13 protein-coding genes are annotated in these 14,900 nt (G+C 64.0%); 11 read left to right on the forward strand and 2 right to left on the reverse strand.

All coding sequences use genetic code 11. The annotated features are described in order from the left end of the window. The first annotated feature begins 102 nt into the window (after nt 1-102). Nucleotides 103-501 carry a RidA family protein gene (locus tag ACIGGF_RS09280; protein WP_397521069.1) on the forward strand — a complete coding sequence of 133 codons (399 nt, stop codon included), beginning with the start codon at nt 103-105 and terminating at the stop codon, nt 499-501. Further along, nucleotides 498-1,781 carry a D-amino acid dehydrogenase gene (locus ACIGGF_RS09285; protein ID WP_397521070.1) on the forward strand — a complete coding sequence of 428 codons (1,284 nt, stop codon included), beginning with the start codon at nt 498-500 and terminating at the stop codon, nt 1,779-1,781. Before ACIGGF_RS09280 ends, ACIGGF_RS09285 begins: the two co-directional genes overlap by 4 nt. Nucleotides 1,782-2,062: 281 nt before the next feature. On the opposite strand, the gene ACIGGF_RS09290 is transcribed toward ACIGGF_RS09285, so the two are convergent. Both ACIGGF_RS09290 and ACIGGF_RS09295 read right to left on the reverse strand, forming a co-directional pair. Then, a complete protein-coding gene (locus tag ACIGGF_RS09290) occupies nt 2,063-2,461 on the reverse strand; it encodes an ASCH domain-containing protein (RefSeq protein WP_397521071.1) in 399 nt (132 codons plus the stop codon). Between the two features lie 7 nt (nt 2,462-2,468). Continuing rightward, on the reverse strand, nt 2,469-3,542 hold the full coding sequence (locus tag ACIGGF_RS09295; protein ID WP_397521072.1) for an endonuclease/exonuclease/phosphatase family protein: 1,074 nt from the start codon (nt 3,540-3,542) through the stop codon (nt 2,469-2,471). A 94-nt stretch (nt 3,543-3,636) separates the two neighbouring features. Here ACIGGF_RS09295 and ACIGGF_RS09300 point away from each other — a divergent pair, with 94 nt between their 5' ends. The 9 genes from ACIGGF_RS09300 to ACIGGF_RS09340 are packed head-to-tail and all read left to right on the forward strand — an operon-like array spanning nt 3,637 to nt 14,829. Continuing rightward, nucleotides 3,637-4,434, forward strand: coding sequence for a TIGR03084 family metal-binding protein (locus ACIGGF_RS09300; RefSeq protein WP_397521073.1), 798 nt, complete (start codon nt 3,637-3,639; stop codon nt 4,432-4,434). After that, nucleotides 4,431-6,125, forward strand: coding sequence for an acyclic terpene utilization AtuA family protein (locus tag ACIGGF_RS09305; protein WP_397521074.1), 1,695 nt, complete (start codon nt 4,431-4,433; stop codon nt 6,123-6,125). The genes ACIGGF_RS09300 and ACIGGF_RS09305 overlap by 4 nt, the downstream gene beginning before the upstream one ends. After that, nucleotides 6,122-7,270: an acyl-CoA dehydrogenase family protein gene (locus ACIGGF_RS09310; RefSeq protein ID WP_397521075.1), complete on the forward strand. Its 1,149-nt coding sequence runs from the start codon at nt 6,122-6,124 to the stop codon at nt 7,268-7,270. Before ACIGGF_RS09305 ends, ACIGGF_RS09310 begins: the two co-directional genes overlap by 4 nt. Further along, nucleotides 7,267-8,865 (forward strand): acyl-CoA carboxylase subunit beta, encoded by a 1,599-nt coding sequence (locus tag ACIGGF_RS09315; protein ID WP_397521076.1) that lies wholly within the window; start codon nt 7,267-7,269, stop codon nt 8,863-8,865. Before ACIGGF_RS09310 ends, ACIGGF_RS09315 begins: the two co-directional genes overlap by 4 nt. A 7-nt stretch (nt 8,866-8,872) precedes the next feature. Continuing rightward, a complete protein-coding gene (locus tag ACIGGF_RS09320; protein ID WP_397521077.1) occupies nt 8,873-10,819 on the forward strand; it encodes a biotin carboxylase N-terminal domain-containing protein in 1,947 nt (648 codons plus the stop codon). Continuing rightward, nucleotides 10,816-11,976, forward strand: a complete 1,161-nt coding sequence (locus ACIGGF_RS09325; protein ID WP_397521078.1) for an acyl-CoA dehydrogenase family protein — start codon at nt 10,816-10,818, stop codon at nt 11,974-11,976. The genes ACIGGF_RS09320 and ACIGGF_RS09325 overlap by 4 nt, the downstream gene beginning before the upstream one ends. Beyond that, entirely contained in the window at nt 11,976-12,728 is a 753-nt protein-coding gene (locus ACIGGF_RS09330) for an enoyl-CoA hydratase family protein (RefSeq protein WP_397521079.1), read from the forward strand. Before ACIGGF_RS09325 ends, ACIGGF_RS09330 begins: the two co-directional genes overlap by 1 nt. 10 nt (nt 12,729-12,738) lie before the next feature. Beyond that, entirely contained in the window at nt 12,739-13,365 is a 627-nt protein-coding gene (locus ACIGGF_RS09335) for a TetR/AcrR family transcriptional regulator (RefSeq protein ID WP_032380839.1), read from the forward strand. A gap of 48 nt (nt 13,366-13,413) precedes the next feature. Continuing rightward, nucleotides 13,414-14,829: a guanine deaminase gene (locus tag ACIGGF_RS09340; RefSeq protein ID WP_397521080.1), complete on the forward strand. Its 1,416-nt coding sequence runs from the start codon at nt 13,414-13,416 to the stop codon at nt 14,827-14,829. Nucleotides 14,830-14,900 lie beyond the last annotated feature (71 nt).

Raw genomic sequence — 14,900 nt, forward strand, 5'->3', positions numbered from 1 at the left:
TTTTCTATGGAGCGCCAATTGTCGCAATTGCTGTCACTGCCTGGTGCGGCTCTCTCGGATGGCGATTCTATTTCCAAGAAGTTCTGAAGAAAGAGGAATGAAATGACCCTCATATCTGCAAATCTCGTAGGCATCGCCGACGAGACCACCAGTTACCCCGCGTATGTGCAAGATGGACGAAGTATCCATGTTTCGGGCCAGGTGTCGTTCGACGACGACGGATCCATCGTGGGCGAGGGCGATCCGGCGAAGCAGACCGAGATCGCGATCGATCGTCTGGAGCGAGTACTGCTCGCCGCGGGGTCCGATCTGAATCATGTCGTCTCGACGACCGTATATCTGACATCGGCGGTCTACGCCGCCGAGATGAACCGGGTGTGGCGCGAGAGGTTCGGGCGGCACAGGCCGGCCAGAGCCACGGTCGTTGCCGGTCTTCTCGATGAGAGACTGTTGGTTGAGATCACCGCTCTAGCTGTGCAGTCCGGCGGGGGTTTCGAATGAGAATCGCAGTTTTAGGTGGCGGCATGATCGGTGTGACGAGTGCGTTCTATCTGGCACGCGAGGGCCACGAGGTGGTGGTCTACGACGAGCGAGATCGCGTCGCAGACGACACCACAGCCTCGACGGCCGGTTTGATCGCGCCGGGGCATTCGTATGCGTGGGCGTCTCCGCAAGCACCGAAAATGTTGCTTCGATCGCTGGTCGGAGGGCAAACCTCCATTCGGGTGAAACCTCGCCTGGATCCAGCGTTGATCCGATGGGGCCTGGCATTCATGCGCGAATGCACTCCCGCACGCAGCCTGAAGAACACCCTCGCCAAGTACGAGCTCGCCTCCTACAGTCAGACCTTGCTCGAGAAGCTGACGGCAGAGGAGTCACTCGAGTATCACCGGACCGACGGAGGGATCCTCTACCTCTACCGGGACGCAGCCGCCCTCCAAGAGGCGAGCAGCAAAGCCGAGCTGATGCGTCAGCAGGGGAGATCGCAACGCCTACTCACCCGGGGACAGGCGTTCGAAGTCGAACCTGCTCTGGCCAACAGCACCATCGACTTCGCAGGAGCTGTTCACGACGAGGACGACGGCACCGGTGACCCGGCGCTGTTCACCGTGGGCTTGGCGGCGGCAGCCGAACGCCTCGGTGTCCGGTTCGAGCTGAACACGAGAATCGAGTCATTGGAGTCCGACGGCACCTCGATCGTCAGGGCTCGTGCCGCTCGAGGTAGCGAGATCGACGCCGACTGCTACGTGTTGGCCCTCGGCAGCGCGTCGAGCACACTCGCTCGCACCGCGGGCCTCCGCGTCCCTGTCTATCCGGCCAAGGGATACAGCCTCTCGGTCGCGATACGAGACCAGTCACTGGCACCGTACACCGGCGGTATCGACGAACGATCTCTGGTTGCGTGGTCGCCGTTCGGGTCGACACTCCGTATGTCGGCTGTCGCCGAATTCGCCGGCTACGACAAGACCCATGCCCCCTCGAATTTCGCCGAGATACGCGCTGCCGGTGACGAACTCTTTCCCGGAGCATTGGACTGGAGCTCCGTCGAGTATCGCTCGGGATTGCGCCCGATGACGCCGGACGGGCCTCCGATCATCGGTGCGACGCCCCGCAACAATTTGTTCGTCAACACCGGACACGGACATGTGGGCTGGACGATGGCCTGCGGTTCGGCCGCACTGCTTGCGGCCGAACTCGGCAGGCGTCCATCCGAGATCGACCCCACACCCTACCGGTTCGATCGGTTCTCACGCAGCACTCGGCAGTCGTCAACTCGGTAGGTCCGAACCAGGTGAACAGCTACCGGTGGACGCTGCGCTGGACAAGCGTTCACCGGTAGTCGTCAGATTGAGAAAAACGCTCGTGCGCTACCACCGACAGATATCCGGATCGAGCCGATGGGATGCGCGATTCGCTCCGACGTCGAACATGCTGCTGCCCAATGGATGCTGGCTACCCGCTGTCGGATTCTCTCGAGCAGCAGCTCGTACCTCCTCGTGAGTCGAGTGACGTCGCGTACGAAGCAGTTCATTCACCCCGAAACGGCCACTCGATCGCAGTCTCACACGAGTACGAACCGCTCCAGCACCACCTGGGTGTGGTCGGTCACGGTGAAGCCCGGGTCGCCCAATTCTTCGCGAATTTCAGCCGACTGCCAAAATCTTTCGTGTCCGGCCCGCCACTGCGCCACATCGGCGTATCCCTCACCCTCGTCGAGCGCATGTTGCAGCGAAACATCTTTCAGTGCAACGACATCGACACCTGTGGTCTCGATGACTGCGACCACGACACCCGCCGAATCCACCACCGCACCGCGATCACCGACGCTCGGCAGGTCCTCGTCGGTGTACTGGACCAACAGGCTGGCCGTGGTGGTCTTCGCCCCGGACAGCACAGCCGCAACCAGGGCATCCCGAAGCGGGCCGGGGTACGCGAATTCGACAATCGGTAGATCGGTCACGCACCCATCATATTTGGATGTCGACCCACACCAGTCGGTGGTCCGAGGGGTGCTCGGTACCCGAGAGCCAGTGGACGGCAGAGTCGAGCACCGTCAAATCGTCCGAGGGCAATACGTAGTCCACGCGCAGATCGCCCGGCGTCGGATCAGCGAAATCGGCTGTGTCCGTGCCGTGTTGGTCCGACACAGGCGCGGGGTCCTGAACGCGGGGCAGATCCAGAACCTGCGCGATCGAACCGGCCACCGAGTCGCCGTCGACCGGATCGCTGTTCTGATCGCCCAGCATGACGAACGACGCCCCTTCTTCGAGTCCGCCGCGCATACCGTTGTCGTCGTAGAGGTAGTCGGCACCGGAAATGTAGTCGGCACTGAGCCGAATCTCATCGTGGTTGCGTTTACCGTTGCGGTCCTCGGGTCCGTCGAAAGACGGGGGAGTGGGGTGCGAGGCCAGCACATGGAGCGTCGAGCCGTTCACGTCGATCGGCACGTCCCAGTGCGACTTGCTGGACAGGCGCAGCGCGTCGGACACGTCGCCGTAGTAGTCGCGTGGCAACAGCGAATCCGGCATGTCCTTCCACAGGAAATTCTGGAACGTCCGTACCGAATCGGTCGCAATCGGAAATTTCGAGTACACGACCATCCCGTACTGGCCCGGGAACTGCCCGAACCCCCAGGCGTCGCCCGGTCCGCCGAGTTCGCCGTTCCGGTCCAGGTCGAGTCCCGAATCGACGCCGGTGTTCACCGGTGCGGTGAAGAAGTACGGATACTGCCCGTCCAGGTAGCTGTCGTTGAACAGGGCCGGTGCATCATCACCGGAATAGTCGAACTCGTTGACCAGCAACACATCCGGTGAGTTCGCTGTGATCACATCGGCGACCGCGCGGGCTTGTGCGTTCTCGCCCTGCAAGTCGGTCACCAACTGCCCGGGGGCGGGCCGGTTCAGGCTGGCATTGAACGTCGCCACCCGAATGCTCGACGGTTCGTCGGGGGTCGGGTCTTCACGAGACGGGTCCGCAGAGGAGCAGCCAGCAGCCATGAGGGCGAGGATAGCGGTGACGACGACGAGGCTCGAGATTCTCACCGGGGTCACGGTAGAGACAGCAAGCGAACGTGAGGTTACAGATTAACAAGCAAGCGTGCTTGCTTTTTTCGCAACCCTTTGTGAAGCTGGACCCATGGCAGACCTCGACACACTCGTCGGTGACCTGCGCGCCGAGGGTGACGACCTCGACGCGCTGGTGGCCGAACTCGCACCTGAGCGCTGGTCCGCATCGACTCCAGCGGCGGGCTGGACAATCGCGCACCAGATCGCACATCTGTCCTGGACGGATCACGTCGCAGAGCGCACCACGTCAGCAGCATCCGGCGACACCGCAGCCGAGGAGGAGTTCGCTCTCACGCTGAAGAAGGCCTGGGAGAATCCCACCGGCTTCGTCGACGAGGCTGCCGAGCACGAAGCGAGCAATCCGGAACTGTTGAGCGCGTGGCGATCACGTCGCCACGCCATGACGGACGCGCTGGGGAAGGTCCCGTCGGGTGTCAAGATCCAGTGGTTCGGACCCCCGATGAGTGCCGCGTCCATGGCCACCGCACGACTGATGGAGACGTGGGCGCACGGCCAGGACGTCGCCGACGCGCTGGGCGTCACCCGCGTGCCAACCGACCGAATTCGCGGCGTCGCGCACATCGGCGTACGGACAAGAGATTTCGCCTATGCCGTCAACGAGCAGACTCCGCCGGCGGACCCGTTTCGAATCGAGCTCACCGCGCCCTCGGGGGAGCTGTGGACCTGGGGCCCCGACGACGCAAAGCAGCGTGTCACGGGAGCAGCTCTCGACTTCTGCCTTCTCGTCACCCAGCGCGCGCACCGCGACGATCTGGACGTCCACGCCGACGGATCGGACGCCGCGCACTGGCTCACCATTGCCCAAGCCTTCGCAGGCCCTCCCGGGGGCGGACGGGAGAAGTCATGACGGTACGAATCGGCAACTGCTCCGGCTTCTATGGAGACCGACTCTCGGCCATGCGAGAGATGCTCGAGGGCGGCGACCTCGACTACCTCACCGGTGACTACCTCGCCGAGCTGACGATGCTCATTCTCGGCCGCGACCGTATGAAGGACGCAACCCGCGGTTACGCCAAAACCTTTCTGCGCCAGGCCGAGGACTGCCTGGGGTTGGCCCTCGACAAAGGCGTCAAGATCGTCGCGAACGCCGGTGGGCTCAATCCCCGCGGGTTGGCCGAGGCGCTCGAGAAGCTCGACTCCGGTGCGAAAATCGCGTACGTCGATGGCGATGATCTCCTCGGCAGAGCAGCCGAGCTCGGGTTGGGCACACCACTGACCGCCAACGCCTACCTCGGTGCCTGGGGCATCGTGGAATGCCTGAACGCCGGTGCCGACGTAGTCGTCACCGGGCGCGTCACCGACGCCAGCGTCATCGTGGGACCGGCAGCCGCTCACTTCGGTTGGAGCACCACCGATTACGACGCGTTGGCCGGGGCAGTCATCGCCGGGCACGTCATCGAGTGCGGTACTCAGGCGACGGGCGGCAACTACTCGTTCTTCACCGAGATCGCCGACATGTCCCGCCCGGGCTTTCCGATCGCCGAGATTCACAGCGACGGATCGAGTGTCATCACCAAGCACGAGGGCACCGGCGGCGCCGTCAGTGTCGGCACCGTGACCGCTCAGCTGCTGTACGAGATCACCGGCGGGCGTTACGCGAACCCCGACGTCACTGCGCGCATCGACACCGCGATCCTGGCGCAGGAGTCCAGCGATCGGGTGTCCATCACGGGCGTGACCGGAGAAGCCCCGCCGCCCACCTACAAGGTGTCGCTCAACGCGCTCGGCGGCTTCCGCAACGAATTCACGATGGTACTCACCGGTCTGGACATCGAGGCCAAAGCTGCGCTGGCGCAACGTCAATTCGAGTCATGGCTCTCCGTGCGGCCTACCGAGCTGGACTGGACTCTGGTGCGTACCGACAAGCCGGACGCCGAGACGGAGGAGACGGCCAGCGCCCTGCTGCGCTGTGTTGCCCGCGACAGCAATCCCGACGTCGTCGGACGCCAGTTCTCGGCCGTTGCAGTCGAACTCGCACTGGCCAGCTACCCCGGGTTTTCGGTGACCGCGCCGCCGGGAAACGGAGCACCGTATGGAGTGTTCACCGCAGGTTACGTCCACGCTCAGGACGTACCGCATACAGCGCACTTGGCCGACGGCACCGAAAGCGCCATCGCACCGTCGACGGACACGCGGGCGTTGGAACCCCTCGCTGAACCGACTCTCCCGGTGCCGAGAGCAGACGAAGCGACCATCCGGCTACCACTGGGAACCATCGCCGCGGCCCGAAGCGGCGACAAGGGCGGCAACGCAAACGTCGGGGTCTGGGTACGTACCGACGACGAATTCGCCTGGCTCGCCCACGCATTGACTGTCGATACCCTGAAGGCAATGTTGCCCGAGGCTGAAAAACTCACCGTGACTCGGCATGTACTGCCCAACCTGCGGGCTGTGAATTTCGTCATCGAGGGCATCCTCGGCCAAGGCGTGGCTTCGCAGGCCAGATTCGATCCACAGGCCAAGGGGCTCGGTGAATGGCTGCGGTCGCGGCACATCGACATCCCGGAAACACTCGCTTACAAGGGAGCACTCGTATGAGTATTTGGACTACGCCCGAGCGTCAACAGCTTCGCAAGACCGTCCGCAGCTTCGTCGAGCAGGACATTGCGCCGCACATGAATCAGTGGGAAGCCGACGGTGAGATCCCGCGTGATCTGCACAAGAAGGCGGCCGCACTCGGTTTGCTCGGAGCGGGCTTCCCGGAAGAGGTAGGCGGTGACGGTGGAGACCTGGCCGACGCTGTTGTGATCTGCGAGGAGATGCATCAGGCCGGTGCCTCGGGCGGACTGTTCGCCTCGCTGTTCACCAGTGGAATTGCGTTGCCGCACTTGGTTGCAGCCCGCGACTCCGAGCAGATCGACAAGTGGGTAAGGCCCACCCTGGCGGGGGAGAAGATCGGGTCGCTCGCGATCACCGAGCCGGGCGGTGGTTCCGACGTCGGCCACCTGCGGACGAAGGCGGTCAAGGACGGCGAGCACTATGTCGTCAACGGGTCGAAGACCTACATCACCTCGGGCTGCCGTGCGGATTTCGTCGTCACTGCGGTACGCACGGGTGGCGATGGTGCAGGCGGTGTCTCCCTGCTCGTCATCGAGAAGGGCACCCCCGGGTTCGAGGTCACCAACAAGCTGGACAAGATGGGCTGGCGCGCATCCGACACCGCCGAGCTCTCGTTCGTCGACGCCCGAGTGCCGGTGAGCAACCTGGTCGGTGCCGAGAACAGTGGCTTCGCGCAGATCGCGCAGGCGTTTCTCACCGAACGCATCGCCCTCGCCGCCCAGGCCTACGCCAGCGCACAACGGTGCCTCGATCTGACGCTGCAGTGGGTCCGCGATCGCGAGACGTTCGGAAAGCCGCTCATCGCACGGCAATCCGTCCAGAACACCGTCACCGAGATGGCTCGCAAGATCGACATCGCTCGCGTCTACACCCGCTCCCTCGTCGAGCGATCGATGCAGGAAGACGCCGACTTCATCGCCGAGGTCTGCTTCGCGAAGAACACCGCCGTCGAATCCGGCGAGTGGGTGGCCAATCAGGCGGTGCAACTCTTCGGTGGACTCGGCTACATGCGCGAGAGCGAAGTCGAGCGGCAGTACCGCGACATGCGCATCCTCGGTATCGGCGGCGGCACCACCGAGATTCTCACCGGGCTTGCTGCAAAACGATTGGGGTACCAGGCATGAGCGTGCTGAAGTCCACCCTCGACACCGCGACGGAACAGTATTCCGGTGCCACCGAGGCCATGCACACCAAACTGGCCGAGATCGACGCCGAGCACTCGAAAGCGCTGCTCGGTGGCGGTCAGAAGTACGTCGACCGCCACAAGAAGCGTGGCAAGCTGCTCGCCCGTGAACGCATCGAGCTGCTGATCGACGAGGACTCCGCGTTTCTCGAGCTGTGCCCACTCGCGGCCTGGGGCAGCGACTTTCCCGTCGGGGCCAGCACCGTCATGGGCATCGGCGTGGTGTGCGGAGTCGAATGCCTCATCGTCGCCAACGATCCCACCGTCCGCGGTGGAGCCAGCAACCCGTGGACTCTGAAGAAAGGGTTCCGCGGCAATGACATCGCCACCCAGAACCGGTTGCCGGTGATCTCCCTCGTCGAATCCGGCGGTGCCGACCTGCCCACGCAGAAAGAGGTGTTCATCCCCGGCGGGCGCATGTTCCGCGATCTGACGCAGCTGTCGGCGGCGGGGATTCCCACCATCGCGTTGGTGTTCGGTAACTCCACCGCCGGTGGTGCGTACATCCCCGGCATGTCCGATCACGTGGTGATGATCAAGGAACAATCCAAGGTATTTCTCGCCGGCCCGCCCCTGGTCAAGATGGCCACCGGCGAGGATTCGGACGACGAGTCCCTGGGTGGGGCTGAGATGCACGCCCGAAAGTCCGGTCTTGCAGACTATTTCGCCGTCGACGAGCAGGACGCCATCCGCATCGGTCGCAGCATCGTCTCCCGGTTGAACTGGAAGAAGAAGGGGCCCGAGCCCCGCGCCGAGGTCATCGAGCCACTCGCCGATCCCGAGGATCTGCTCGGCATCGTCCCCACCGACCTGAAGATCCCGTTCGATCCCCGCGAGGTCATCGCCCGCATCGTCGACGGCTCCGATTTCGACGAGTTCAAGCCCATGTACGGCGGCTCGCTCGTCACCGGTTGGGCCGAGCTGCACGGGTATCCCATCGGCATCCTCGCCAACGCACGCGGCGTGCTGTTCAGTGAGGAATCGCAGAAGGCGACGCAGTTCATCCAACTCGCGAACCGCTCGAATACGCCACTGTTGTTCCTGCACAACACCACCGGCTATATGGTCGGTAAGGAATACGAGGAAGGCGGCATGATCAAGCACGGCTCGATGATGATCAACGCCGTCTCCAACTCGACGGTGCCGCACATCTCCATCCTGCTCGGTGCGTCCTACGGTGCTGGTCACTACGGCATGTGTGGCCGCGCCTTCGACCCCCGCTTCCTTTTCGCGTGGCCGTCGAGCAAATCTGCCGTCATGGGTGGCGCTCAGCTGGCCGGCGTCATCTCGATCGTCGGACGCGCTGCCGCCGAGGCCCGCGGTCAGGCATTCGACGCGGAGGCCGACGCCGGATTGCGCGCGATGATCGAGGCGCAGATCGAAGCCGAGTCGCTGCCGATGTTCCTGTCCGGACGCCTGTACGACGACGGCGTCATCGACCCCCGTGACACCCGTACGGTAGTGGGGATGTGCCTATCGGCCATCGCCTCCGCCCCGATCGAAGGCACCGCAAACTTCGGTGTCTTCCGGATGTGATGCGCGCATGCCGAACAAGATTCTCGTAGCCAACCGCGGCGAAATTGCCCGACGCGTCTTCACCACCTGCCGCGCCGAAGGTATCGACACCGTCGCCGTGTTCTCCGACGCCGACGCGAACTCCCCGCACGTGCGTGAGGCCGACTCTGCAGTGCGGCTGCCCGGCAACAGCTCGAGCGAGACCTACCTGCGCGGCGAGCTCGTCATCGCCGCGGCGGTACAGGCCGGAGCCGACGCCGTACATCCGGGATACGGATTCCTCTCGGAGAACGCCGATTTCGCACAGCAGGTGCAGAATGCCGGTTTGACGTGGATCGGGCCACCGGTCAAGGCCATCGAACTGATGGGCTCGAAGGTCGAGTCCAAGAAGATGATGGCCGACGCCGGCGTGCCGGTACTGACCCAGCTCGATCCCGAGTCGGTCACCGAGAACGAACTACCGGTGCTGATCAAAGCCTCGGCGGGCGGCGGCGGACGCGGGATGCGTATCGTGCGCAAACTCGAGAACTTGGATTCGGAGCTCGAAGCGGCCGGGCGGGAGGCACTCTCGGCATTCGGCGACGGAACGGTGTTCGTCGAGCGGTACATCGAGACCGGCCGACATATCGAAGTTCAGGTCATGGCCGATCGGTTCGGCACGGTGTGGACGGTGGGCGAGCGCGAGTGCTCGATCCAGCGCAGGCATCAGAAGGTCGTCGAGGAGGCTCCGTCACCGCTCGTCGAACGCATCGACGGCATGCGCGAGAAGCTCTTTCATGCTGCGACACTGGCCACCGAGGCCATCGGCTACGAGGGTGCAGGCACCGTCGAATTCCTCGCCGACGAGAAGGGCAACTTCTTCTTCCTCGAGATGAACACCCGTCTGCAGGTGGAGCACCCGGTCACCGAGTGCACGACGGGTCTGGATCTCGTTGCGCTGCAGATCCAGGTGGCGGCGGGGGAGCGGCTACCGGCCGAACAGCCCGCGACGCGGGGAAACTCCATCGAGGTTCGCCTGTACGCCGAGGATCCGGCTCAGGACTGGCAGCCGCAGAGCGGTGCCGTGCATCGGTTCGAGATTCCCGGTTCACAGTTCGAGGTGTTGGAGCGGGCAGGAATCAGAGTGGATTCCGGCGTCGAGACCGGAAGCGTGGTGGGAACTCACTACGACCCGATGCTCGCGAAGGTCATCTCGTTCGCTCCGACGCGAGACCAGGCAGCGAATCTGCTGGCGAAAGCGTTGCAGAAAGCCACCGTTCACGGCCTGAAGACCAATCGCGATCTGCTGGTCAACATTCTGCGACATCCGGCGTTCATGGCCGGCGATACCGACACGGCGTTCTTCGACACGCATGGGCTCGATGTCCTGGCTCAGCCGATCGCAGACGGCCGCACCCAAGAACTGTCGGCTCTCGCAGCAGCTCTGGCCGACGCGGCGAACAACACCGCGCAGGCGCGGGTGAACCGAGGATTGCCCGGCGGCTGGCGCAACCTGAGGTCGCAGCCGCAGCGCAAGACGTACAACGACATCACCGTCGAATACTCGATCGGACGCAGCGGGTTGACGTCCTCGGTTGAGGGCGTCGAGCTGGTGGCACACACACCGACCCGGGTGACTCTCGACGACAACGGAATCCGTCGAATCTTCGAGGTGAGCAGTTATGGATCGGACGTCTTCGTCGATTCCGCACTGGGTCCGGTCAGGTTGATCAAGGCCCCGCGGTTCACCGACCCCTCCGAGGAGGTTGCGGCCGGTTCACTACTCGCACCGATGCCCGGCAGCGTCATCAGAATCGCTGCCGTGCAGGGCGATACCGTCACCGCAGGGCAGCCGATCCTGTGGCTCGAGGCGATGAAGATGGAACACACGGTGACCGCACCGGCAGACGGCGTGCTCACCGAAATGAATGTGAAGCAGGGTCAGCAAGTCGAAGTAGGACAGGTCTTGGCAGTAGTAGGAGAGGAACAATCATGAGTTTCATCGAAACCGAAGAGCAGAAGGGGCTGCGCAACGCAGTCTCGTCACTGGGCAAGCGCTACAACTACATCGACTACGTGTTGCCGAAGGCGCGCAAGGGTGAGCCGCTGACCGAACTGTGGAACGAGGCGGGCAAGCTCGGCTTCCTCGGCGTCAACCTGCCCGAGGAGTACGGCGGCGGTGGCGCGGGCATCTACGAACTCGCGCTCGTGCAGGAGGAGTTGGCCGCGCACGGTGCCGGTCTGCTGCTGGTCGTCGTCAGCCCGGCCATCTGCGGCACCATCATCGGCAAGTACGGCACACCGGATCAGAAGCAGGAGTGGCTCACCGCTCTCGCCGACGGTTCCAAGATCATGGTCTTCGGCATCACCGAGCCCGACGCCGGATCCAACTCCCACCAGATCACCACCACCGCGCGTCGGGACGGAGACGAGTGGGTCCTCAAGGGCAACAAGATTTACATTTCCGGTGTGGATCAGGCCGACGCCGTGTTGATCGTGGCGCGCACCGAGGACAGCAAGACCGGCAAGCTCAAGCCGGCCCTGTTCATCGTGCCCACCGACGCTCCGGGACTGCAGAAGACGCAGATGGAGATGGACATCGTCGAGCCCGATCACCAGTTCGTGTTGTTCCTCGACGACGTCCGGCTGCCCGCCGAGGCTCTTGTCGGCGAGGCCGATGCCGCGCTGATGCAGCTGTTCGCCGGACTGAACCCCGAACGCATTCTCGGTGCCGCTATGGCCATCGGGATGGGCAGATACGCCATCGACGCCGCGGTGAAATACGCCAAAGAACGCACCGTCTGGAAGACGCCGATCGGTGCTCACCAAGGTCTGGCGCACCCTTTGGCGCAGTGCAAGATCGAGCTGGAGTTGGCGAAACTGATGATGCAGAAGGCCGCGGTGCTGTACGACTCCGGCGACGACTTCGGCGCTGCCGAGGCCGCGAACATGGCGAAATATGCTGCCGCCGAGGCCAGTATCAAGGCGCTCGATCAGGCGATCCAGACCCACGGTGGTGCCGGCTTGAGCAGTGAGTACGGGTTGGCAGCAATGCTCGGTGCCGCACGCATCGCCCGCGTCGCTCCGGTGAGTCGGGAGATGATCCTCAACTTCGTGAGCCAGCACTCGCTCGGACTGCCCAGGAGCTACTGATGGCCGTTCTCGCCGAGAACTCCACGAGCACGGCGTATCTGACGTTGGATTCGCCGGGGAACCGTAATGCGTTGTCCTCGGTGTTGGTCGACGAGCTCAGCGCCGGCCTCGTCGCCGCGGCCGAGAACGATGACATCAGAACGATCGTGCTCGGCCACACCGGCACCACGTTCTGTGCCGGAGCCGATCTGCGCGAAGCGGGGTCGTCGCCGGAACTGCGCACCCGGCAGATGCTCGACCTGATGCGGCTGATCATCGACACCCCCAAACCCGTTGTCGTGCAGATCGACGGGCACGTGCGAGCCGGCGGGATGGGACTCGTTGCCGCCTGCGACGTTGCGGTCGCTGGACCGGAGAGTTCATTCGCGTTGACGGAGGCTCGTCTGGGCCTGGCCGCGTCGGTCATCTCGGTGGCCGTGTTGCCGCGGCTGACGTCCCGCGCGGCGAGTCGCTACTTTCTCACCGGGGAGACGTTCGACGGTGCCACCGCCGAGGCAATCGGTCTGGTCACTGTGGCCGATGCCCTTCCTGCGGCAGTGGTGGCCGACTACATGATCATGTTCCGCAAGTGCTCTCCGCAGGGCCTGGCCGAGTCGAAGCGTCTCACCACGGCTGCCATCAGACGCGAGATGGACGAGCGGGGAACGGCGGTGGCCGAGCAATCGGCCAGGTTGTTTGCATCGGACGAGGCCCGAGAGGGGATGATGTCCTTTCTGGAGAAAAGGCCCCCGTCCTGGGTGCTGGAGAAGTAGGGAGATGGTGATGGCGCGCGAACCCAAGCAAGATCGCAGCAGGGTGACGCGTCAGCGACTGCTCGAGGCGACGATCGATTCACTCGCGGAGCAGGGCTGGGTAGCTACGACGGTCGGCGTCGTCGCCGAACGTGCCGGCGTCTCCCGCGGCGCGACCCAGCACCATTTCCCGACGCGTGAGGACCTCATCACCGGGGCTCTCGAGTACATGTTCGATACCCGAATGGACGACGCGCGGCGCGAAGCCCAGGACATTCCGCCGGGACCGGGACGGACGAAGCTCGTGGTGGAGAGGCTCGTCGAGTACTACACCGGTCCGATGTTCAAAGCGGCACTGCAGGTATGGACAGCCGCGTCGGCCGACCCCGAGTTGCGCGATCGAATCGTGCCTCTCGAAGAACGGTTCGGCCGTCGCGCCCACCAGATGGCCGTCGAGAACCTCGGAGTCGACGACAACGATCCCGTCACTCACCGTCTCGTACAGGCAACTCTCGACCTCGCTCGCGGCTTGGGTCTGGCCGATGTGCTCACCGACGATGCGCGGCGACGCGTCGAAATCGTGCGCACGTGGGCCGACGTTCTCGACGCATCGCTGGGCGCTCGGCACTCCGTCGTCGCCGGTTCGGTAGCAGGGTAGAAGTCACTGGCTCTGCAGCACCGACCGACCTGTGCTTGAGTCTGGCGGGTGACTTCCGAAACCGCACGCGTGCACCGCGGCCACATCTTTCACGTCGCAGGCTCGCCCACCGTGGCGGAGGCGTCGGCTGCGTTGGTGTCCATTCCCGACGGTGCCCTGGTGGTGTCCGCCGAGGGCACGATCGAGTTCTGTGGCGAGTTCGATTCTCTCCCAACGCAGTACGACCACGTGAGCGTCGTGGATCATCGACCGGGATTTCTGTTGCCAGGATTCGTCGACACCCACATTCACTTCCCGCAGACCTATGCCGGTGATTCCTACGGCGGTGGACAGCTTCTCGAATGGCTGAACACGTGCATCTTCCCGTCCGAGTCGCGTTTCGCCGATCCTGAGTTTGCCGCGCGGGCCGCCAGAGACTTCTGCGCCGCACGAATCCGGGCCGGAACCACGCAGGCAATGGTGTTCGGATCGGCCTTCTCTCACGCGCAGGATTCGTTGTTCTCCGAGACGCTGGCGCATGGACTGCGCATCGTCAGCGGTCGCGGCGTGCAGACCACCGGCCCGGCGTCGGCGCAGGCGTTGATCACCGGTGAGGACGAGGCCATCCGGCTGGTGTCCGAGGAGATCGAGAAGTGGCACGCGGCAGATACCGGCGACGTCGACACGGCGATGGTGCATGTGGCCGTCGTACCGCGGTTTTCGCTCTCGGTGACCACCGAGACGTTGAAGAATCTGGGTGAGCTCTACGACTCCGTGCGCGACCGGGGCGTCTATTTCCACACCCACCTCAACGAGAACAACCGGCCGGGTACCGGGGAGATCGACGCCACGAAGAACGCGTACGGGGTGGATACCTACCTCGACACCTACGACGGCAAGTTCCTGACCGGCTCACAGCTGGGCGGCAAGAGTTTTCTCGGCAAGAGAACCATCCTCGCCCACGCAGTGCACTGTCAGGACGCCGAACTGGAGCGAATGGCCGAGACCGGTACCTCTATTGCCCACTGTCCTACCTCGCAGCAGTTTCTGGGCTCGGGCACCATGCCGTGGAAGCGAACCGTTGCCGCGGGAGTGACCATCGCCATCGGGTCGGACTTCGGCGGCGGTGACGAGTGGCTGCTGCCGCAGGTCCTCGCCGACGCATTCAAGGTCCATATCTCCGAGGGCGGCGACGACGGCTTGTCACTGCATCCGGCAGAACTTCTGTTCACCGGGACCCTCGCCGGGGCCCGCGCCCTGGACATGGAGAACCGCATCGGCAACTTCGACGCGGGCAAGGAAGCCGACTTCGTCGTCGTCGATCCGTCCGCATGGCCTCAACTCGCGGCGGCAATCGATCACGGTGTTCGGGCCGAGGATGCGGAGTTGGCTCGGGATCAAACCTTGTTCGCGCTGCTGATGGCGATGCGGGAGCCGGCCATCGTGGGCGTGTATGTCCGGGGACGCGCTGTGCACGGCAGGTGACCGGCACACCGTCCGATTGATAGGTTCCGATTGGTAGGTTCAGGGCGACGTCGATCGGCAGCATCGAACTA

The organism is Rhodococcus sp. NPDC078407, assembly GCF_044542515.1.
In the GTDB taxonomy this organism is placed as follows: domain Bacteria; phylum Actinomycetota; class Actinomycetes; order Mycobacteriales; family Mycobacteriaceae; genus Rhodococcoides.

What these genes read in the sequence shown, in the direction of transcription:
- ACIGGF_RS09315 (WP_397521076.1), top strand. Translation starts at nt 7,267, where the DNA reads ATGAGCGTGCTGAAGTCCACCCTCGACACCGCGACGGAACAGTATTCC.
- ACIGGF_RS09310 (WP_397521075.1), top strand. Translation starts at nt 6,122, where the DNA reads ATGAGTATTTGGACTACGCCCGAGCGTCAACAGCTTCGCAAGACCGTC.
- ACIGGF_RS09325 (WP_397521078.1), top strand. Translation starts at nt 10,816, where the DNA reads ATGAGTTTCATCGAAACCGAAGAGCAGAAGGGGCTGCGCAACGCAGTC.
- ACIGGF_RS09305 (WP_397521074.1), top strand. Translation starts at nt 4,431, where the DNA reads ATGACGGTACGAATCGGCAACTGCTCCGGCTTCTATGGAGACCGACTC.
- ACIGGF_RS09280 (WP_397521069.1), top strand. Translation starts at nt 103, where the DNA reads ATGACCCTCATATCTGCAAATCTCGTAGGCATCGCCGACGAGACCACC.
- ACIGGF_RS09330 (WP_397521079.1), top strand. Translation starts at nt 11,976, where the DNA reads ATGGCCGTTCTCGCCGAGAACTCCACGAGCACGGCGTATCTGACGTTG.
- ACIGGF_RS09285 (WP_397521070.1), top strand. Translation starts at nt 498, where the DNA reads ATGAGAATCGCAGTTTTAGGTGGCGGCATGATCGGTGTGACGAGTGCG.
- ACIGGF_RS09320 (WP_397521077.1), top strand. Translation starts at nt 8,873, where the DNA reads ATGCCGAACAAGATTCTCGTAGCCAACCGCGGCGAAATTGCCCGACGC.
- ACIGGF_RS09300 (WP_397521073.1), top strand. Translation starts at nt 3,637, where the DNA reads ATGGCAGACCTCGACACACTCGTCGGTGACCTGCGCGCCGAGGGTGAC.
- ACIGGF_RS09335 (WP_032380839.1), top strand. Translation starts at nt 12,739, where the DNA reads ATGGCGCGCGAACCCAAGCAAGATCGCAGCAGGGTGACGCGTCAGCGA.